A 19,187-nucleotide genomic window follows, 5' to 3' on the forward strand; every position below is an offset into this window, starting at 1 on the left:
TGGAGGCACGGCATGGCGAAGGAGCGACCCGAGACGGGACAGCGGGCGAGCGGGGGCGACCCGTCACCCGGGCGCCGGGCCAGCGACCGCGGCCGCTACGGACGCCTGAGCCGCGAACGGGTCCTGGCCAGCGCCCTCGAGCTGGTGGACCGCGAGGGGCTGTCCGCGTTGAGCATGCGCAGGCTCGGCGCGGAACTCGACGTCGAGGCGATGGCCCTGTACCGGTACGCGGCGAGCAAGGACGCCCTCCTGGACGGCCTGGTCGAGGCGCTCTACCTGGAGCTGGAGGAACGCCTCGCCGACGACGCGGAGTCCGGCGCGGACAGCGGCGCGGCCGACTGGCGCGCCGGGCTGCACCGCGTCGCACGCGGCACCTACGACGTCTGCCTGGCCCACCCGCAGGCGGTACCGCTGCTCGCCACCCGCATGCTGGCGGTTCCCCTCGCCCAGCGTCCTCTGGCCGTTCTGCGGGACCACGAGCGCGTGCTCGGACTGCTGCGGGACGGCGGCGTGGACGAGGCCCACGTCCCGGCCGCGTTCCAGGCCTTCACCGCCTGGCTCCTCGGATACGTGACGGTCGAACTGCGTCCGCTGGTGGACAACCCGGAGGAGCCGGACCCCGCCTTCCGTCTGGGCCTGCACCGGATGCCGCCGCAGGAACTGCCCGCACTGCGGGACGTCGCGCCCGCCCTGACGAACCGGGGCGGACCCGAGGGGCTGGCGGCAGGCCTGGACGCGCTCCTCGACCGTTTCACGGGGAGCGCGCCTCAAGGCTGAGCGAGGGCACCGCCGGCAACGCGACCGTGCGCCCCCGGTGGCGCCGGTCAGCGCTGTCTCCATGGTGACCGGATGCCCTGAACGGGCCCCGTCACCAGAGCTTGTCGATCCTCCCCGAGTGCAGCGCGATACGGCTGTCGCGGAACGACGGCTCCGCAGCGCGGCTGCCGGCGGTGAAGAAGCAGCCCATGGTCACCTTGTCGAAGGCGGACCAGTCGCTCGGGAACGGCGACTCGGCCGTCCCGCCGACCAGGACGGTGCCGGGCAGCCGCCGCCAGCCGGCACTCTCGTAGAACGCCTGCAGCGGGCGGTCGCAGGTGAACAGGCCGACCTCCAGGCCCTGTTCGGCCATCGCCTCCCGCGCGGTGCTCACCAGGTGTCTGCCATGGCCCCGGCCGCGCGCCTCGGGCCGCGTGACCACCGTGCTCAGCCCGCCGGCCGCCCAGCGCCGCCCGGCGTGCGTGATCTCCTTGGTGAGCACGTCCAGCGCCGCGAGCACCGTGTCACCGGACACGAGCAGCATGGACACCGGTCGCAGCGCGGGGTCGTGGACCGGCTCCAGGGACGCGGCCGACACCTCGTCCGAGGACGGCCAGGCCCCCTCCTGCAACGCGCGCACCTGCCGGCGCAGCCCGGCCGGGACGGCCTCTTCGGGGTAGGTCAGAACCGTCGCTTCCGCGGGGACGGGGATCACCGCGCTCCTTCCGTCGGGGCCGTCGTTCAGGGTAGCGCCCTCGCGATCACGCCGACGGGGGGGACCGTCCCGGAGGCGGTCCCCCACGGCGCGCCGTGTGCCGGCCCGGTCACGAGACGTCGTCAGGCCCCGGACGGGCGCTCTCCCGTGCGGTCAGCACCGTGTGGATCAGCCGGGCCCCGGCGCGCGCCGTGCGGTCGTCCGCGTCGAGTCCCGGGTTCAGCTCGGCGATGTCGCACAGCGCCAGCTTGCCGCCGGCGGCGACCCGGGCGCAGACCCGCTCCACGACCTCCATCGCGACCCCGTACGCGGCCGGCGCGCTGACCCCCGGCGCCGTGCCGGCGGGCAGGACGTCGAGGTCGACGCTGAGGTGGACCAGATCGCAGGAGGCGAGGAACTCGTCCACGAACCGGTCGGTCCGGTCCCGGTCGAGCGGCCCGCAGCCGGTGTCCGGCAGGTACCGCACCCCGAGCCCCGCCGCCGTGCGGAACAGCCGCTGTGTGTTGCTGGGCTGGCTGATGCCCAGCACCCAGTAGTTCAGCGCCCGGCCGCGACCGGCCTCGTCCCGCGCCATCTGCAGGAACGGGGTGCCGGAGCTGGGCACGGGATCGTCGCGCAGATCGAAATGGGCGTCGAGGTTCAGCACCCCGACCCGCGCGCCGCCCCGGACCGCGCGGCTCGCGGCCAGGCCCCGGTAGCTGCCGTAGGCGACCTCGTGACCGCCGCCGAGCACGACGACGGGCACACCGCGGTCGACCAGCGGGGTGACCACCCGGCCGAGCCGGCGCTGGCCCTCATCCAGGTCGCCGTCGGTGACGGCGACATCGCCCGTGTCCAGGACGCGCAGCGGGTGCGGGAGAGCCATGGAGGCCAGGGCGCGGCGCAGTGCGGAGGGACCGTCCGCCGCGCCCTGGCGGCCTTTGTTGCGACGGACCCCCTCGTCGCTGGCGAAGCCGACGAACGCGGCGTCGTACGCGGCGCCTTCGTCGTGGGCCGCGCTCGCGTCCGGTACGACGGCGTGGTGCCAGCGCAGGGTGTCGGCGCCCGGACCGTCGTCGCGGCCCGTCCAAGGCGCGGGCGCCACGCCGACGCCGGCAGTCCGCGGGGTGCTCAGGGTCTCGCTCACTTCTCGTCCGTCTCCGCCATCGGGATGCGCACCCCGCGGTCCTTGGCGACGGTGGCGGCGTACTCGTAGCCGGCGTCGACGTGCCGGATGACGCCCATGCCGGGGTCGTTCGTCAGCACGCGCGACAGCTTCCGGGCGGCCAGCTCGGTGCCGTCGGCGATGCAGACCTGGCCGGCGTGGATCGAGCGGCCCATGCCGACGCCGCCGCCGTGGTGGATGGACACCCAGGACGCGCCGGAGGAGGTGTTGACGAGCGCGTTGAGCAGCGGCCAGTCGGCGATGGCGTCGGAGCCGTCGAGCATCGACTCGGTCTCGCGGTACGGCGAGGCCACCGAGCCGGAGTCGAGGTGGTCACGGCCGATCGCGACCGGGGCGGACAGCTCACCGGAGGCGACCATCTCGTTGAACTTCAGGCCCGCGCGGTGCCGTTCGCCGTAGCCGAGCCAGCAGATCCGGGCGGGCAGGCCCTCGAACGCGACGCGCTCGCCCGCCATCTTGATCCACCGGTGCAGGTGCTCGTTGTCCGGGAACAGCTCCAGGATGGCCCGGTCCGTGGCCTCGATGTCCTTGGGGTCGCCGGACAGGGCGGCCCAGCGGAACGGGCCGAGGCCCTCCTCGAACAGCGGGCGGATGTGGGCCGGGACGAAGCCGGGGAAGGCGAAGGCCCGCTCGTAGCCGGCCTTGCGTGCCTCGTCCCGGATGGAGTTGCCGTAGTCGAAGACCTCGGCGCCCTTGTCCAGGAAACCGACCATGGCCTCCACGTGCCGGGCCATCGACCAGCGGCTGCGCTCGGTGAACGCGGCCGGGTCCTTCCGCGCCAGCTCGTGCCACTCGGCCACGCTCACCCCGAGGGGCAGGTACGACAGCGGGTCGTGCGCGGAGGTCTGGTCGGTGACGATGTCGATCGGCGCGTCCATCTCCAGCAGCTTCGGGAAGACCTCCGCCGCGTTGCCCTCCAGGCCGATCGACAGCGCCCGGCCCGCCTCCTTGGCCTCGATGGCGAGGCTCAGGGCGTGGTCGAGGTCCTTCGCGGCGACGTCGAGGTAGCGGTGCGCGATCCGGCGCTCGATCCGGGTCGGGTCGACGTCGACGCAGATCGCGACGCCCTCGTTCATCGTGACGGCGAGCGGCTGGGCGCCGCCCATACCGCCGAGACCCGCGGTGAGCGTGATCGTCCCGGCGAGGCTGCCGCCGAACTTCTTGCGGGCGACGGCGCCGAACGTCTCGTACGTGCCCTGGAGGATGCCCTGGCTGCCGATGTAGATCCAGGAACCGGCGGTCATCTGGCCGTACATGGTCAGGCCCTCGGCCTCCAGGCGGCGGAACTCCTCCCAGTTCGCCCAGTCGCCGACGAGGTTGGAGTTGGCGAGCAGCACGCGCGGCGCCCACTCGTTCGTGCGCATCACGCCGACCGGCTTGCCGGACTGCACCAGCAGCGTCTCGTCGTCCTTCAGCGTCTTCAGGGTGCGCACGATCGCGTCGAACGCGGGCCAGTCGCGGGCGGCTTTGCCGGTGCCGCCGTAGACGACGAGGTTCTCCGGGTGTTCGGCGACCTCCGGGTCGAGGTTGTTCATGAGCATCCGGAGCGCGCCCTCCTGCTGCCAGCCGAGGCAGTTCAGGTCGGTACCGCGGGGGGCGCGGATGGTGCGGGAGTCCGGGGAAACGCCGGTCATGGTGCCTCCAGGGGAAGTCGCGTCCGGGCAGGCCGAAGGGCGAGCCGAACTGGCGGAAGGGAGATGTTGCCGACAAGCTGAGGCCGGGGCGACACCCTCCATGACAGGCGACGCGGCGGTCCGGAACCAGCGCCCCGCTCCCGCTTTCTCGCATCCGAGACGGTTACGACGTGAGGGCGGCGGCCGGGAAGGCCGCGCGCGGGAGGACGGGCGCGCCCGGGGCCGGAGGACGGGTACACCGGGGGCGGAGGACGGGTGAACCGGCGGGAGGACGGGCGCACCCGGGGGGCGGGCGCACCGGGGCGGAAGGGGGCCGCGGCCTAGAATTCCGGGCGGACCCGGACAGGCGACGAGGACGGTGAGCGGCTTGGCCGCAAGGGATGCGGAGCTGGCCCGGCTGTACGAGGAGCGGACCGCCGGCTCGCTGCCGGCATACCGGCGCGTGAAGGACCTCGTCACCGAGCAGATCACCAGTGGGCGGTGGCGCGAGGGCGACGCGCTGCCCTCGGAGAACCAGTTCGTCGAGTCGCTCGGGCTGTCGCGCATGACGATCAACCGGGCGCTCAGGGAGCTGAGCACGCAGGGGGTGCTGCGCCGCGTCATGGGCGTGGGCACCTTCGTGGCGCGGGGCAAGGGCACGTCCGCGCTGGTCGAGGTGCACGACATCGCCGAGGAGGTCCGCCGCCGCGGGCACCGCCACCGGGCACGGGTGCTCGAGCTGTGCGAGGAGGAGGCGGGGCCGGACCTGGTCGCCCAGTTCGGACTGGGCGCGCGACGCACCGTCTTCCACTCGCGGGTGGTGCACATCGAGGACGACGTGGCGATCCAGCTGGAGGACCGGTACGTGCACCCGCGGTTCGCACCCGGCTACCTCGACCAGGACTTCACACGGCGCACCCCGAACGCCTTCCTGTCCGAGGTCGCGCCCCTGGACCGGGGCGAGCACATCGTGGAGGCGGTCCTGGCGTCCTCGGAGGAGGCCGCCCTGCTGGGCATCGGGCGCTTTGAGCCGTGCCTGCTGATCCAGCGCCGCACCTGGTCGCACGACGCGCTGGTGAGCGTCGCGCGGCTGCTGCATCCCGGATCGCGCTACCGGTTGCAGGGCACGTTCGAGGCGCACTGAGGGGATCCGGCCTCCCCGGGGCTGTTCAGGGGCGCGCGGCCGGACATGGCCTCCGTAGGACCGTTCAGGGGCACGCGGCCGGACATGACCTCCGTGGGGCTGTTCACGGAGCGCGGCCGGACACGGCCGCCGTGAGCCGCGCCGCGCCCTGGCGGAGCACGTCGCGGACGTACTCCTCCTCGTGCCGTGAGTAGTGCCGCCGCCAGGTGCTGCTGAGCGCGGCGACCGGCAGGGCGTTGTGGTCGAACGCGGCGACGCCCACCGACCGGAACCCCTCCGACACCAGCTCGACCTCCTCCGACCAGCCCCGCTCCCGGTCCTGCTCGAGCAGCGCGAGCAGTTCGGTGAGCGAGCGGGGGCCCTTCCCGGTCCGCGTGACGAGGTCGCCGGGGCGCGGGAAGAGCGCCCGGACCTGGGCCGGTGGCGAGTACGCGAGGATCGCCCGTCCGCTGGCCGTCAGATGGGCGGGCAGACGTACCCCGATGTCGGTGACGAGGGCGCCGTCCACGTCCGCCGACCACCCGCTGGGTGGCCGCTCCTTGAGCAGATACACGGTCTCGGCGCCGTACAGGACGCCGAGATGGACGGTCTGCCCCAGGCGCGCGGCGAGCGTGCGCAGGATGGGCCGCGCCAGCCGCTCGAGCGGCTCGTGCCGCAGATAGGCCGAGCCGATCTCGAAGGAGGCGACACCGAGTCCGTACGCCTGCTCCTTCGGCACGTACGACACGAAGCCGCGGTCCACCAGGACGTTCAGGATGTGGTAGGCCGACGAGCGGGGGATGCCCAGGTCGCGGGCGAGCGCGGCGACCCGTACGGGCCGGGAGCGGCCGGCGAGATGCAGCAGGATGTCGAGCGCGCGCCCCACGGCGGGCGAGGTACTGCTCGATGTGGTCGCGTGTCCGGTCATTGGTCCACCTCTTGACCCTCCTGTCTATACAGGAATATACAGCGACCCTCCCGTCGATCGGGCTCGTCGAGGACCGCAGCGCCGCCGCGCGGTGTACGCGCTGTGGCTGCGTCCGCGGTGGCGCGCCGCAACCGCGCCGGCGGTCGGTGAAACGTCTGGGATACCGGACACCAACTCGGCCGAGACCGTCGCGGCGCGGCGCTGACATGGGAGTTCATGGAGTCATGAACGTGGAAGTGAATGTCGGTCCCCTGTCCCCCGAAGACGTCGTCGCGGTAGCCCGCCACGACGCACCCGTCGTGCTCGCCCAGGACGCGCTGAAGGAGATCGCGCGCAGCCGTGAGGTCATCGAGGGCCTCGCGGACGACGTGGTGCCTCACTACGGGGTCTCCACCGGGTTCGGGGCCCTGGCCACCCGGCACATCCCGACCGCGCTGCGGGCGCAGCTCCAGCGCAGCCTGGTCCGCTCGCACGCCGCGGGTTCCGGGCCCGAGGTCGAGCGTGAGGTCGTCCGCGCGCTGATGCTGCTGCGTCTGTCGACGCTCGCGACGGGCCGTACCGGTGTGCGGGTCGAGGTCGCCGAGACGTACGCGGCTCTGCTGAACGCCAAGATCACGCCGGTGGTGCACGAGTACGGCTCGCTGGGCTGCTCCGGCGACCTCGCGCCGCTCGCGCACTGCGCGCTCGCCGTGATGGGCGAGGGCCGGGTTCGGGACGCCGACGGCGAACTGCGCGACGCGGCCGACGCGCTCGCCGAGGCCGGGATCAGCCCGGTGGTGCTCAGCGAGAAGGAGGGGCTGGCCCTCATCAACGGCACCGACGGCATGCTCGGCATGCTCGTCCTCGCCTGTCACGACCTGCGGGGCCTGGTGCGGGTCGCCGACATCGCCGCCGCGATGAGCGTCGAGGGCCAGCTCGGCACGGACGCGGTGTTCGCCGCCGACCTCCAGGCCCTGCGGCCGCACCCCGGGCAGGCCGACAGCGCCGCCAACCTGCGGTCGCTGCTCGCCGGTTCGGGCATCATGGCGAGTCACCGGGGTCCCGAGTGCACCCGCGTGCAGGACGCCTACTCGCTGCGCTGCTCGCCGCAGGTGCACGGCACCGTGCGGGACACGCTGGCGCACGCCGAGCTCGTCGCCTCCCGTGAGCTCGCCAGCGCGGTCGACAACCCGGTCGTCACCCTGGACGGGCGGGTGGAGTCCAACGGCAACTTCCACGGGGCGCCCGTCGCCGCCGTACTGGACTTCCTCGCCATCTCGGTGGCGGACCTGGCGTCGATCTCCGAGCGGCGCACGGACCGGTTCCTGGACACGGCCCGCAACCACGGGCTGAACGCGTTCCTCGCCGACGATCCCGGCGTCGACTCCGGGCACATGATCGCCCAGTACACGCAGGCCGCCATCGTCTCGGAGCTGAAGCGGCTCGCCGCGCCGGCGTCCGTCGACTCGATCCCCTCCAGCGCCATGCAGGAGGACCACGTCTCGATGGGCTGGTCGGCCGGGCGCAAGCTGCGCCGCGCCGTGGACGGTCTCACCCGGGTGCTCGCCGTCGAGCTGTACACGGCCGCCCGCGCCCTCGACCTGCGCGCCCCGCTCGACCCCGCGCCCGGCACGGCCGCGGTGCGCGACGGCCTGCGCGAGGTCGTGGCGGGGCCCGGCCCCGACCGCTGGCTGGCGCCCGAGATCGAGGCCACGTTCGCCTACGTCGCGTCCGGCACCGCCGTGTCCAAGGCCCAGGCCGCGGTGGGCACCCTGGCGTAACGCCCGCGGGGCCACCACGGCCGTTGCCCCGGCCCGCCGTCGAGGCGGACCGGGGCGTACGCGTTCGGACCGGGGCCGCGCGCGTTCAGTGCGCGGGGCGCCGGGCCGTGATCACGTAGTAGTCGAGGAGCCCGTCGCGGTAGGCGCCGAGGAAGTTGCGCGGCCAGCCGGCGGGCAGGTCGACCCCGGCGAGGAAGTGGTCGAAGCCGGGCCAGACGTGCTCGCCGATCGACTCGGCGCACACGTCGGCCAGGCCCGCGGCGCGCAGGGCGTCGAGCAGCGTGGGGAGCGGGTGCGGCTGGTCCAGGCCGGTCGCGAAACTGTCCAGACGCTCGGCGAGGGCCTGGGCCTTCGCGGGGTCGGCGTCGGGTACGAAGAAGCTGGTGACCGCCAGCCGTCCGGCCGGGCGCAGTACGCGGGCGGACTCGCGCGCGAAGGCGGTCAGATCACGGAAGTGCTGCGCGGCCTCGACCGAGTACAGACGGTCGAACTCACCGTCCGCGCACGGCATCCGTTCGGCCGCGCCGCGGACGAACCGAAACCGCCGCGGGTCACGGGCCAGCAGGTCGGCATGGGCTGCGCGGGCCCGCGCCAGCTGCTCCGGGTGGATGTCCACTCCGGTCACCGCCGCGCACCCGAACTCGCCGAGCGCCAGCGCCCCGCCGAGCCCGAGCCCGCAGCCGATCTCGACGGCACGACTGCGGCCGGCCTCGGGGGCGAGGGCCCGCAGCACCCGCCGGTACAGGTTCCGTTCGCTGCGCACCCGGTCCTCGGTGCTCAGGGGGTGCTCCAGGGACATCCCCTGCCAGTCACCGAAGTTGATGAATCCGCCCGCGAAAGCGGGCACCGAACTCAGGTCCACGGGCCCGTAGACCTCCCGCACCGCCGGTGCGATCTCCTCGTCGGCCGTTTCCGGTTCGTAGGCGGTCATGCACGCATCGTAGCGATGCCCGCGTACGCCACAGGAGTGACGCTACGGCCCCGTCCGGCAATCCGTCTCGCATCCAAGACGTCGCGGAGCGCGTCCGTCCGCTCGGTCCGGGCGGACGTAGTCTCGCGCCATGTCCGTCGTACCGGCCGCCGCCCAGGTCCTCGCCATCCTCCGCTACCTCGCAGGCCAGGCCGGGCCCGTGCCGGCCGCGGCGATCAGCCGGGACGTCGGTGTGCCCCGGTCGACCACGTACCACCTGCTCGACACGCTCGCCCGTGAGGGGTTCGTCGTGCATCTGCCGGAGGAGAGGCGGTACGGCCTCGGGGTCAGCGCGTTCGAACTGGGCTCCGGCTACAGCCGGCAGGCGCCGTTCGAACGCCTGGCCAGGGTGCCGCTCGCCCGGCTCGTGGACCGCACCGGGCACAACGCGCACCTGGCGGTCCTGCACGGCCGCGAGGTCATCTATGTGATCGAGGAACGCGCACCCGGCCGTCCGCCGCTGGTGACCGAGGTGGGCGTACGGCTGCCCGCCCACCTCACGGCCAGCGGCCGGGCCGTCCTGGCGCGTCTGCCGGCGGCGCAGGTGCGGGCCCTGTTCCCGGACGCCTCGACGTTCGTGCGCCGCAACGACCTCGGGCCGACGTCGCTGTCGGCGCTGCGCCACCTGCTGACGGAGGTACGCGCGCGTGGTTACGCGACGGAGGAGGACGAGATCACTCCGGGCTTCTCCTCGGTGGCCGCCGCCGTGCTGGACCACAGCGCCCACCCGATCGCCGGTGTGGCGGTCACCTTCCCCGGCGGCGAGGTCGACGAGGCGCAGCGGCTGCGGATCGCCGACGAGGTGGGCCGCGTCGCCCGCGAACTGACCCGCCGGGTGGGCGGCGTGGCGGGCTGACGTCTGCCCCCGGGCATGACGCGAAGGAGGAAACCGAAGAGGTCCACCCGGTCCTGAACTCTTGGCTCACTAGAAGACACATTGGCTTGGTCGAGAAGTGACGGATTCGGCGCTCATCAGCCGGAGTGTTTGTTTTCAGGGTTCGGTGAACTATTCGGCAACGCGTCAACGCATGGAGGATCGGCGCCATGATCCGCTCGGCACGCCCAGAAGTTCACTGATGTCGATATTGTCAGCCTAAGTACTCTATGACGCGCGTACAGGTTTAGGCATACTGCGGTGCGCTATCGACACACTTTACGTTCCACACCAGTCGGTACATGGTCGGCATACTGTTGACGAGGTACTTCGCTAGCCCGTTTTCGCTTTTCCACAGTTGAGCGCCGCCCGGACCTTCGACGTGGGAGTTCGCGGGGATTGGCAGTCTCCAGCCGATCCAGGCATGGCCAGGTATTCTGCCTGTTGTTGCGCCTTTTTCCATTGTGTAGCCATAGGCGTCGGGAGCTGCGCTGTTTCGTCCACAGACTTGCGAGACTGCGCTTGCGGGGCTAGCGGCAAACCCTATGCCCATTGCAAGACTCGCAACTGCGAGGGCGCTGGCAGCTCGTTTGAATCCACTCCGTTGTGTCTTAGGTGACATTTGAAACATCTCCTCTCCCAAAGAGACACTCAGACACATCCAGGAGAGCAGGTTATGACACACAACTCAATGTTGACTTTAGCGGGATCACCAGGACAATAGGTGCGGTTCCTGAGCTTCACCCCACCTCCGCCGTATCGGGGCCCTACGCAGAGAGGGCTCTTCGGGCACTCGAGGGCAGGCGGTGTCTGCCCGATCCGCTGGCGAGCGTAAGCCCTCCCTGCTCCCAACACGATGCAGGCCACCGGCCAAACCCTCAGGGCCTTCGAGCCGAGCGCTACATGAGCGGTGCCGTTACAGAGGGAACCGCTTCGTGAACTCGACGAAGTGGGCCCATGCCGCCAGCGGGAGGGCCAGCCGGCCGCCGTCGCGTTGTTTTGTGTCTTGGACCAGTACGACAGCGGGGTTGTTGTCGGCTACTTCGACACAGTTCTCGGTGCCGGTGTAGGAGCTGGTGCGCCAGTTTGGTTCGACAGTCACGTTGATCTCCTCCTAGTTCGTTGCCATGGTGTCGAAGTGCTGGACGGCCTCGACGATGAGGTCTCTCGCCACGGCCCCGTAGACCGCTGATTGCTGCAAGAGGGAGAAGGCCTTGGCGTACAGCTCGATCTCGCGAGGTTGCGTCACTGACATCTCCGCTGAGAAGGTCTCCACGAGTACAAGGGTGTTGTCGAACATCGAGAATGAGTGGCCAAGCCACAGGCCCGTGGGTGCGGAGCGAGGGATGATGCCCAGGCTGACTCGCGACAGCGCCATGACCGCCATGAGGCGATCAAGCTGGGACTTCATCACGTCTGGACCGCCCACGTTGGAGTAGAGGGCCTGCTCTCCAAGGAGCACGCTGTAGATCCGGGTCCCCTCGTAGAGGTACCGCTGCCGCTCCAACCTCTTGGCCACCGCGGCTTCGGTGTCGTTTGGGATCTCGTAGTACTCGACGGCTTGCCGGAAGACCTCAGCGGCATAGTCCGGGGTCTGGAATGTCCCCCAGATCATGCTTGGCTGCCAGATGCGGAAGACCTTGGTCCTCGCGTACACGGGGAGGGCCTTCTTCTGCCGCTGCTCAGCCCCGGTCTGGATCTGCCGGCGCCACTCCACCCACAGCTCATCGATGTGGCGAACGGTTGCGATGAGATCGTTGATGTGCTCTTCTCTGCCGGTGACCTGACACCAGGCCCTGATGTCGGCCTCGCTCGCGTTCTGCTTCCCGTTCTCGAGGCGGGAGACCTTCGACTCCTGCCAGTTGAGGGTACGCGCGAGGGCCCGGCCGCTTGCGAAACCGGCGTCTTTCCGGAATTCGCGCAGCCGGGCACCCAGGGCTTGCCGTACCTCTTCGGCTTGCTTGCTCACCGTTGGTTCAGGGCTTGTACTCGTTGTGCGGAATCGCGAGGCCCCACAACAGGTCGCGGACCCGAGCACACTCGGACACCACCTCTGGGGCGTCGACCAGCTCAGACCCCAGAACACGGCCGTGCGCGTCGAAGTGGCCTACGGCCAAGAGCCGGCCGTCGAACAACCACCAGTCGTTCCCGTCCACGGGGAGGCTGAGGTCACCAGGCACGTCGTGCCGCGGAAGCCAGCGGATTGCCTCGCCAGCCTCCTCGTTGATCGAGGTGGTGGCGTGCTCCCACTGGATGTAGGGCGAGTGCGGCTCGGTCACCACACGTACTCGCCGCACGGTCTTGCCCTCGCCCGTGACCCGCCTGACCATACGAAGCCACGGCTCCATGTATGAGTTGTCGACGGGTTCCCCACGGAGCCAGCTCGCGTACGGGCCGTCTTCGTCAGGGACGGAGTAGTCGTCCCGCAGCTCCAGGTGGAAAGCATCCTGCGCGAACTGCTCAAAGAGCTGGTTGCGCTCGGCGCTGGAGATCAACTCCACGCGGTTCCTCCAGTAGGGCGGTGATCGCGGCCTTGGGCACTTCGACCACGGTCTCGTAGTCCGGAATCTCCATCTGGGCCAGGGCCTCGGGGTCTGTCACCTCTTGGCCCTGGACGACGAACGTACCTCCCGGCGTGAGGATCATGATGGGGTCCTCGACACGCCGGATCTCACCGGTCGCCATCCCGTCCTTCGTCAGGTGCTCGAACAGTTCTGTCGGCACCTCTACTGCTGTCTCCCCCTCGCCCAGTTGCAGCTGCATGAGTAGGTCGTTCGCGAAGATTTTCCAGCCCTGCACGAGGTACGTGCCTCGATCGGTTGCGTACAGGGTCGGGCAGTCTCCGACATTGGAGTTCTTCCCAAGGAACCGTAGCTTCAAGGTCGTTCTCCTGTCCGCTGCCTTGCGCCGGATTGCGCGACAAGACGATGGTCGTGAGGGCGTTCGAGCCCGTCAACCGGCTTGCTGCAAACTCGCGCAATCTGCTTGGGACTTGGGAGCCAGCCGCTCTACGTTCGTCGTCGAGCCCAAAGCTACTCAGACGCAAGCACCGAGGGGAGAAGCGTGGTGGCGAGCGTGACCGGAGAACGTGACGAGACGGCCGTTGGCAGCTTGCCTATCGACGTGAAGCTGATCGCGGAGACGATCGACCTCGCCTGGAGCATGAGCCTGAGCACGTCGACGCGCCAGGACATCGACACGAGGACCCAGGAGCTCATCGGACACATCAACCTGTTGCGTGGTCAGCCCCTCGACGAGAAGCGGGACCCGCACGTCTTGCGACTCCTGGGCATTGTGGAGCGGCACCTCAACCCGAGCGACCGGCCGACCAGGCGCACGCCGGCCTACGAGGCGTACAACTTCATGCGCGACACCGCCGTCTTCGCCAAGGCCTTGCTGTCGGCGTATGGGCATGCGCACGAGATGCCGGGAGCCTCTTCATCCGGGGCTTCTGCATCATCGGCCGACACCACGACTTGGTGCAGTTTATCGGCCCAGTCGAGACCGCAGGCATGACGGCTCCGGTCTACGCCTGCGAAGCCTGCTGCGATTACCTGCGCCAGTACATACGCGACTACGTCGCCCAGTGGGACGCACGTCCCGCCTCTTAGCTCCTCGCCTGTCTGCTTCCCCCCGTGGCGGATGGGCGGGGTCAAGTGCCCGCCCCCCGGTCTGGGACGTCACAAGTCGGACCGGAGGGCGGGTCAGCAAGTGCACCAGCGGCACGGGGACCGCATCCCCGTAACCAGATGCACCAGGGAGGACTTTCCCATGGACGCCAACCTCTACACGATGCCCGCCGAGGGCCTCTCGACCGAGAACTTCTGTGGCGGCCCCTGCACCGAGGGCTGCGTCGAGATCGCTGCGATCCCCGGCGCCGAGTCGGCCTTCGTCATCCAGGACTCCAAGCCGGAGGGCGCGGGGCGCGAGCTGCGCTTCACCGAGGCGGAGCTGGACGACTTCGCCCTCGGGTGGGTGAAGAAGCGGGGTCTGACCGTCTGACCCTGCTACACGTCCAGGTACACCCACTGCGGACCGTCCCCGGCTTGTCCGGGGGCGGTCTGCCCCGTCTCACGGAAAGGTGCCAATGAAACGCTGGTCAGGACACTTCCATGGGTTCGGCCCATGGGTAGGACCACCGGACGTCTACCACAACGAAGGCGACCGCCGGCCACCTCACCCTGACCCTCCCCCACCGCCCAGAGACGATGAGGACAAGGAGGCGGTGAAGCGGCTCCAGCGCTACCGCGAAGTCGCGGCCACGTTCCCCACCTCTGGCTTGCCGCCCATGATGTCGGGCCACTGGCTCCTCAAACGCAACCAGGCCTCCCTCGATCGAACATGGACTGATGCGTCTCCCGCTGTGGACTGGATGACCAAGCACCACGAGGACAACCCACCCGTCGAGACCGAGGACGGACAGCAGGCTTACGGCGACCTCGCCACCAAGCGCGAGTATGCGCTCGCGGTGCTTCCGGGCGGTGTCGACGTCAGTTGGGTGTACTACACGAAGTCGGGAAACATCGTGTCCATCAGTCTCGTGTGCTGTCCCAACATCCATCATCCGGATCTCGCTTGCCCACTGCCTTCCGCGCTGTGAATACGAGCAGAGAGCCCTGGTCTTTGTGCGCCCGCCGGGGCTCTCCTGATTTCCATCAACTTGTTTGCCATATTGAAAAATGCGCCACTTCGCCATATGCCGTGCAAGTTGCACCATATGGACATTAATGCAACTGTTAAACGTTTCGGCTTGACCTAGCATCCATTCATCACCAGCCCTGACCCGCGGTTCTTTCACTTCTAGCGAAAGGTTGCTGAGCACGTGCGAATGTTTCGGGAAGCTCGTCCGCCCGATGCTCCTCACCCTTATTGCCGAGCGGCCAGCCGAAGTATGCGGCGCCCGCCGGAAAGAGGACGTTGCCTGCCTGGGTGAGGGGACTATCGCCGTTGGTAACACCCGGAGCATCGTCTATGACCGAAGCCAGGAGCGCGGTCTACGAAACAAGGTCGTCGAGAAGCAGCCCGAGACGCAAAATGGCAAGCGCGTCCTGCCGCTGCCCGAGCCCCTTGATAGCGCGCTTTGCCGTTCTTCGGGCTCGCCAGGAGCGGGAGAAGGATCAAGCCGGCGAGGCCTACGAGGACTCAGGCTGTGTCGTGGTTGATGAACTGGGCCGTCCGTTCAAGACCGACGAGCTTCGCCATGAGGCGCAGAAGCTGATGGAGGCCGCGGGCGTGCGTAGGGTTCGTCTCTACGACGCGCGGCAAGCATGCCTGTCGTGGATGGCGAACAACGGTGTGCCGGACACGGTCGTTTCTGCCGGGGCCGGGCACAGTGACCTCTCCTTCACCAAGCGTGTCTACGTACACCCTCATCCGCAGAGCCTCAAGGCAGGCTCAGAGAAGCCCGCTCAGCTGCTCGGGTCGGGAAGATCATCCCTATTGCTGACAGATTGTGAGAGCTGATCTCAGAAATGATCAAGGGCCTTGCTTCACATAGTGCGAACCAAGGCCCTGACCTGCGACTACGGAGCTGTGCTCCCGTCGGGACGACAGGATTTGAACCTGCGACCCCTTGACCCCCAGTCAAGTGCGCTACCAAGCTGCGCCACGTCCCGGCCGCGCCGATCCACGGGTGTCCCGTGTGATCGCGCGAACAGCACTTTACCCCACACCGGGGGCCTGGCCGAAGGGGGCGCCGGTGCCACGGGACAATCGAGGCATGACAGGCACGAGCGGCACGGCATCCGAGGACGGCGCGTTCGCGCCGCGGGCGGGCGGCGGCGGCCGGGACCGGGACGGCGAGGGGCGGGCGCGCAACGCGCGGCCCCGGGACGGGCTGGGCCGGCCCCTGCCCTACGGCGCCCCGGGCGTGGCCCGGCAGCCGGAGGGGGTGGTGCGCGCCCCGGAGGAGTCCGTGGCCGAGGCGCAGGCGCTGCTGGACGCGGGCAAGCCGTTCCACGCGCACGAGGTGTTCGAGGACGCCTGGAAGTCGGGTCCGGAGCGGGAACGGACCCTGTGGCGGGGGCTCGCCCAGCTCGCCGTGGGCCTCACGCACGCGGCGCGCGGGAACGCCACCGGCGGGGCGCGGCTGCTGCGGCGCGGTGCGGGCGCCGTCGAGGAGTGGGCGGCGGACACCGGCGAGGGGCGGCCGTACGGCATGGAGCTGGGCTCCCTCGCGGCCTGGGCGCGGGAGCTGGCCGCCGTGGTGGAGGCCGGCGGCGCTCCCGTGGACGCCCGGGAGCGGGCACCCCGGCTGCGCTGACCGGCGGCCGGTGCGGTCACTGTCAGTGGCGTACGGCAGACTCGGGGCGTGCGAAAGATTCATGTCATCGGGATCGGTGCCGGCGATCCCGACCAGCTGACCCTGCAGGCGGTCAAGGCGCTGCGCGCCACGGACGTGTTCTTCGTCCTCGACAAGGGCGAGGTGAAGAACGACCTGGTCCAGCTGCGCCGGGACATGCTCGAGGCGCACATACCCGAGGGCGGCTACCGGGTGGCCGAGGCGCGCGACCCGGAGCGGGACCGACGCGCGGGCGGCGCCGCGTACTCACCGGCCGTCGGTGACTGGCGCAGCGCCCGCGCGGGCATCTACGAGCGGCTGATCGCCGAGGAGCTGGGCGAGGAGGAGACCGGCGCGTTCCTGGTGTGGGGCGACCCCGCGCTCTACGACAGCACGATCGCGATCCTGGACGAGGTGCTCGAGCGGGGCACGGTCGCCTTCGACTACGACGTCGTGCCCGGTATCAGCAGTGTCTCCTCGCTCGTGGCCCGGCACCGCACGGGGCTGAACCGGGTGGCGCGGCCGGTGCAGATCACGACCGGCCGGCGGCTCGCGGAGGGCTTCCCGGAGGGGGTGGACGACGTGGTGGTGATGCTGGACGCGCACCAGGCCTTCCGGCAGTACCTCGACCAGGACATCGACATCTACTGGGGCGCCTACCTCGGCACCCCGGACGAGATCCTCGCCTCCGGTCCGATCGCCGAGGCCGCGCCGCGCATCGAGCGGCTGCGGGCCGAGGCGCGGGAGCGCAAGGGCTGGATCATGGACACGTATCTGCTGCGCCGCAATCCGAAGGACGGCTGAGGCACCCGCCAAGGAAACGTCCGAGGCACCCGCCCGGGCCACCGGGCATGCGGGGGCGGGCCGCCGGTGTGATCGTGACCTCGTGACAGTCGCCGAGCAGAGCGCACCGCCGGCCGCGCAGCCACCGGTGCTGGACGTACGCCGCCGGAACATCGTCTTCGTGACGATCATGCTGGGCATGCTGCTCGCGGCCCTCGACCAGACCATCGTGGGCACCGCGCTGCCGACGATCGTCTCGGACCTGGGCGGCGCCGCGCACATGTCGTGGGTGGTCACCTCGTACCTCCTGGCGGAGACCGTCGCGACGGTGCTGGTGGGCAAGTTCGGTGACCTGTTCGGCCGCAAGGTGGTCTTCCAGGTCTCGGCGATCGTGTTCATCACCGGGTCGTTCCTGTGCGGCCTGGCCACGAACATGTCGCTGCTGATCGCCTGGCGCGCGATGCAGGGGGTCGGCGCGGGCGGGCTGATGGTGACGGCGATGGCGCTGATCGCCGACGTCATCCCGCTCAGGGAGCGCGGCAAGTACCAGGGCGCGATCGGTGCCGTGTTCGGGGTGGCCACGGTGATCGGGCCGCTGCTGGGCGGGCTGTTCACGGACCACCTGTCGTGGCGGTGGGCGTTCTACGTCAACGTGCCCATCGCGGTCCTCGTCGTCGTGGCGGCCGCCCGGACGATCCCGGTGGTGAAGTCGCCGTCCCGGCCGGTGATCGACTACGTGGGCATCGCGCTCGTCGCCGTCGGCGCGTCCGCGCTGATCCTGGCGACCAGCTGGGGCGGCAACGAGTACCCGTGGGGCTCCGGCGTCGTCATCGGCCTGTTCGCGGGCGGTGTGCTCGCCCTCGCCCTGTTCTGCCTGGCCGAGACACGGGCCGCCGAACCGATGCTGCCGATGCGGCTGTTCGCCAACCCGGTGTTCACGGTGTGCTCGGCCCTCAGCTTCATCGTCGGCTTCGCCATGCTGGGCGCGATGACGTATCTGCCGAGTTATCTGCAGTACGTCGACGGCGACTCCGCGACGATCTCCGGGGTGCGCACCCTGCCGATGGTGGTCGGCCTGCTCATCGCGTCGATCTTCAGCGGCAACGTGGTCGGCAAGACCGGCCGCTACCGGCTCTTCCCCATCACCGGATCGCTGGTGATGGCCCTGGGCCTGTACCTGCTGTCGCTGATGGGCCCGTCCTCCGGGGTGGTGCTGGAGTCGCTGTACATGTTCGTGCTGGGCACCGGCATCGGACTGTGCATGCAGGTCCTGACGATCGCCGTGCAGAACACCGTCGACTACGCCGACCTCGGCACCGCCACCTCCGGTGTCACCTTCTTCCGTACGCTGGGCAGTTCGTTCGGCACGGCTGTCTTCGGCACGATCTACACCAACACCCTGGGACCGAACCTGAGGGACGGCGTCGCGGCGGCGGCCCGCACCGGCGCGGCGCCCCCGGCCGTCGTGGCCCGGGCGGCGACCAGCCCCGAGGGCCTGCACCGGCTGCCCGCTGCGGCCGCCCGGCCGATCGTCGACGCCTACGCGGACACCTTGCAGACGGTCTTCCTGTGGACGGTGCCGGTCGCAGCGCTCGGCTTCCTGATCGCCCTGTTCCTCAAGGAGGTCCCGCTGCGTGACAGCGCGCGGCTGGGCTCCACCGATCTCGGGGAGGGGTTCGCCTCACCGCACGACGCCAACGCGCAGCGGGCGCTGGAGGCGTCCGTCGCGAAGATCATCGGCGGTGCGGGCCTGTCCACGGCGCGCCGGCTGATCGCGGACTCCGACACACGGCTGGACGTCGCGGGGGCGTGGGCGGTGATGCAGGTGGAGCTGTTCACACGGATGACCGGCCACGCGAGTCTCGGGCTGATCGCCGCGCGGCGCCACATGCCGCCCGAGGTGCTGCTGCCGGTCTTCGACCGGATGGTCGACGAGGGCTATCTCTCCCGCTTCGGCAATCTGATCTCCCACACCGAGGCGGGCGCCCGCGAGGCCGCCGTCATCACCCGGGCGTGGGGGGCCTGGCTGGCGGACCGGGTCGAACAGGACATCGGCCGCCCGTCGGGCGCGGAGCTGCGGGCCGCGGTCGACGCGATCGCCAAACGGCTCCTGGTGGAGGACCTGAGCAACGGCCTGCCCCAGCGAGCGGCGGAACCGGAACGAGCCGCGGCCGCCTGACAATTCGGGTGCGGGCGCGGGCCGCGCCGGTGATACTCGCG

General features: G+C 70.2%; 20 protein-coding genes and 1 tRNA gene. 11 read left to right on the plus strand and 10 right to left on the minus strand.

Features of this window, described 5'->3' with window-relative positions:
- The first annotated feature begins 12 nt into the window (after positions 1–12).
- The gene (locus AB0E88_RS13795; RefSeq protein WP_361628974.1) at positions 13–777 is read left to right on the plus strand and encodes a TetR/AcrR family transcriptional regulator; all 765 of its coding nucleotides are present in this window, start codon (positions 13–15) and stop codon (positions 775–777) included.
- A 91-nt stretch (positions 778–868) separates the two neighbouring features.
- Here the strand turns inward: AB0E88_RS13795 and AB0E88_RS13800 are convergent, their stop codons facing one another.
- The 3 genes from AB0E88_RS13800 to hutU form a co-directional block, all read right to left on the minus strand.
- On the minus strand, positions 869–1,471 hold the full coding sequence (locus AB0E88_RS13800) for a GNAT family N-acetyltransferase (RefSeq protein WP_361628977.1): 603 nt from the start codon (positions 1,469–1,471) through the stop codon (positions 869–871).
- Between the two features lie 109 nt (positions 1,472–1,580).
- Entirely contained in the window at positions 1,581–2,597 is a 1,017-nt protein-coding gene (gene hutG / locus AB0E88_RS13805; protein WP_361628980.1) for a formimidoylglutamase, read from the minus strand.
- Positions 2,594–4,270: a urocanate hydratase gene (gene hutU, locus AB0E88_RS13810; protein ID WP_361628983.1), complete on the minus strand. Its 1,677-nt coding sequence runs from the start codon at positions 4,268–4,270 to the stop codon at positions 2,594–2,596. Before hutU ends, hutG begins: the two co-directional genes overlap by 4 nt.
- Before the next feature lie 367 nt (positions 4,271–4,637).
- On the opposite strand from hutU, the gene hutC reads away from it, so the two are divergent.
- Positions 4,638–5,393, plus strand: a complete 756-nt coding sequence (gene hutC / locus AB0E88_RS13815) for a histidine utilization repressor (protein WP_361628986.1) — start codon at positions 4,638–4,640, stop codon at positions 5,391–5,393.
- Positions 5,394–5,496: 103 nt separating this feature from the next.
- On the opposite strand, the gene AB0E88_RS13820 is transcribed toward hutC, so the two are convergent.
- Positions 5,497–6,300: an IclR family transcriptional regulator gene (locus AB0E88_RS13820; protein ID WP_361628989.1), complete on the minus strand. Its 804-nt coding sequence runs from the start codon at positions 6,298–6,300 to the stop codon at positions 5,497–5,499.
- Positions 6,301–6,524: 224 nt separating this feature from the next.
- On the opposite strand from AB0E88_RS13820, the gene hutH reads away from it, so the two are divergent.
- Positions 6,525–8,060: a histidine ammonia-lyase gene (gene hutH, locus AB0E88_RS13825; RefSeq protein ID WP_361628992.1), complete on the plus strand. Its 1,536-nt coding sequence runs from the start codon at positions 6,525–6,527 to the stop codon at positions 8,058–8,060.
- An 85-nt stretch (positions 8,061–8,145) separates the two neighbouring features.
- Here the strand turns inward: hutH and AB0E88_RS13830 are convergent, their stop codons facing one another.
- Positions 8,146–8,991, minus strand: a complete 846-nt coding sequence (locus AB0E88_RS13830) for a methyltransferase domain-containing protein (protein WP_361628995.1) — start codon at positions 8,989–8,991, stop codon at positions 8,146–8,148.
- A gap of 130 nt (positions 8,992–9,121) precedes the next feature.
- Between AB0E88_RS13830 and AB0E88_RS13835 the strand changes: the two genes are divergently transcribed.
- The gene (locus AB0E88_RS13835) at positions 9,122–9,886 is read left to right on the plus strand and encodes an IclR family transcriptional regulator (RefSeq protein WP_361628998.1); all 765 of its coding nucleotides are present in this window, start codon (positions 9,122–9,124) and stop codon (positions 9,884–9,886) included.
- A 934-nt stretch (positions 9,887–10,820) separates the two neighbouring features.
- Here AB0E88_RS13835 and AB0E88_RS13840 read toward each other — a convergent pair.
- The 4 genes from AB0E88_RS13840 to AB0E88_RS13855 are packed head-to-tail and all read right to left on the minus strand — an operon-like array spanning position 10,821 to position 12,784.
- Positions 10,821–11,006, minus strand: coding sequence for a DUF397 domain-containing protein (locus AB0E88_RS13840; RefSeq protein WP_361629001.1), 186 nt, complete (start codon positions 11,004–11,006; stop codon positions 10,821–10,823).
- A gap of 12 nt (positions 11,007–11,018) precedes the next feature.
- Positions 11,019–11,873, minus strand: coding sequence for a helix-turn-helix transcriptional regulator (locus AB0E88_RS13845; RefSeq protein ID WP_361629004.1), 855 nt, complete (start codon positions 11,871–11,873; stop codon positions 11,019–11,021).
- Positions 11,874–11,880: 7 nt separating this feature from the next.
- On the minus strand, positions 11,881–12,405 hold the full coding sequence (locus AB0E88_RS13850; protein WP_361629007.1) for a DUF6879 family protein: 525 nt from the start codon (positions 12,403–12,405) through the stop codon (positions 11,881–11,883).
- Positions 12,365–12,784, minus strand: coding sequence for a hypothetical protein (locus AB0E88_RS13855; RefSeq protein WP_361629010.1), 420 nt, complete (start codon positions 12,782–12,784; stop codon positions 12,365–12,367). Before AB0E88_RS13855 ends, AB0E88_RS13850 begins: the two co-directional genes overlap by 41 nt.
- Before the next feature lie 186 nt (positions 12,785–12,970).
- Here AB0E88_RS13855 and AB0E88_RS13860 point away from each other — a divergent pair, with 186 nt between their 5' ends.
- The 4 genes from AB0E88_RS13860 to AB0E88_RS13875 all read left to right on the plus strand — a co-directional run bounded on the left by AB0E88_RS13860 (position 12,971) and on the right by AB0E88_RS13875 (position 15,367).
- The gene (locus AB0E88_RS13860) at positions 12,971–13,420 is read left to right on the plus strand and encodes a hypothetical protein (RefSeq protein ID WP_361629013.1); all 450 of its coding nucleotides are present in this window, start codon (positions 12,971–12,973) and stop codon (positions 13,418–13,420) included.
- Between the two features lie 255 nt (positions 13,421–13,675).
- Entirely contained in the window at positions 13,676–13,906 is a 231-nt protein-coding gene (locus AB0E88_RS13865) for a DUF397 domain-containing protein (RefSeq protein ID WP_361629016.1), read from the plus strand.
- 223 nt (positions 13,907–14,129) lie between these two features.
- Complete coding sequence (locus AB0E88_RS13870; RefSeq protein ID WP_361629019.1) at positions 14,130–14,504, plus strand: hypothetical protein; 375 nt, start codon at positions 14,130–14,132, stop codon at positions 14,502–14,504.
- Positions 14,505–15,058: 554 nt separating this feature from the next.
- On the plus strand, positions 15,059–15,367 hold the full coding sequence (locus tag AB0E88_RS13875; protein WP_361629022.1) for a tyrosine-type recombinase/integrase: 309 nt from the start codon (positions 15,059–15,061) through the stop codon (positions 15,365–15,367).
- Positions 15,368–15,445: 78 nt separating this feature from the next.
- On the opposite strand, the gene AB0E88_RS13880 is transcribed toward AB0E88_RS13875, so the two are convergent.
- A tRNA-Pro gene (locus AB0E88_RS13880) sits at positions 15,446–15,519 on the minus strand.
- Between the two features lie 104 nt (positions 15,520–15,623).
- On the opposite strand from AB0E88_RS13880, the gene AB0E88_RS13885 reads away from it, so the two are divergent.
- The 3 genes from AB0E88_RS13885 to AB0E88_RS13895 all read left to right on the plus strand — a co-directional run bounded on the left by AB0E88_RS13885 (position 15,624) and on the right by AB0E88_RS13895 (position 19,146).
- Entirely contained in the window at positions 15,624–16,166 is a 543-nt protein-coding gene (locus AB0E88_RS13885) for a DUF309 domain-containing protein (RefSeq protein WP_361629025.1), read from the plus strand.
- Positions 16,167–16,214: 48 nt separating this feature from the next.
- On the plus strand, positions 16,215–16,988 hold the full coding sequence (gene cobF / locus AB0E88_RS13890; RefSeq protein ID WP_361629028.1) for a precorrin-6A synthase (deacetylating): 774 nt from the start codon (positions 16,215–16,217) through the stop codon (positions 16,986–16,988).
- Between the two features lie 82 nt (positions 16,989–17,070).
- A complete protein-coding gene (locus AB0E88_RS13895; RefSeq protein ID WP_361629031.1) occupies positions 17,071–19,146 on the plus strand; it encodes an MDR family MFS transporter in 2,076 nt (691 codons plus the stop codon).
- The last annotated feature ends 41 nt before the right edge of the window (positions 19,147–19,187 follow it).

The sequence above is a fragment of the Streptomyces sp. NPDC028635 genome (genome assembly GCF_040637635.1).
Lineage (GTDB): Bacteria > Actinomycetota > Actinomycetes > Streptomycetales > Streptomycetaceae > Streptomyces.

Bases quoted from the DNA above. Each gene is read 5' to 3' on its own strand.
- AB0E88_RS13885 (WP_361629025.1), top strand. From the start codon at position 15,624: ATGACAGGCACGAGCGGCACGGCATCCGAGGACGGCGCGTTCGCGCCG.
- AB0E88_RS13830 (WP_361628995.1), bottom strand. From the start codon at position 8,991: ATGACCGCCTACGAACCGGAAACGGCCGACGAGGAGATCGCACCGGCG.
- hutU (WP_361628983.1), bottom strand. From the start codon at position 4,270: ATGACCGGCGTTTCCCCGGACTCCCGCACCATCCGCGCCCCCCGCGGT.
- AB0E88_RS13835 (WP_361628998.1), top strand. From the start codon at position 9,122: ATGTCCGTCGTACCGGCCGCCGCCCAGGTCCTCGCCATCCTCCGCTAC.
- AB0E88_RS13865 (WP_361629016.1), top strand. From the start codon at position 13,676: ATGGACGCCAACCTCTACACGATGCCCGCCGAGGGCCTCTCGACCGAG.
- hutH (WP_361628992.1), top strand. From the start codon at position 6,525: ATGAACGTGGAAGTGAATGTCGGTCCCCTGTCCCCCGAAGACGTCGTC.
- AB0E88_RS13795 (WP_361628974.1), top strand. From the start codon at position 13: ATGGCGAAGGAGCGACCCGAGACGGGACAGCGGGCGAGCGGGGGCGAC.
- AB0E88_RS13820 (WP_361628989.1), bottom strand. From the start codon at position 6,300: ATGACCGGACACGCGACCACATCGAGCAGTACCTCGCCCGCCGTGGGG.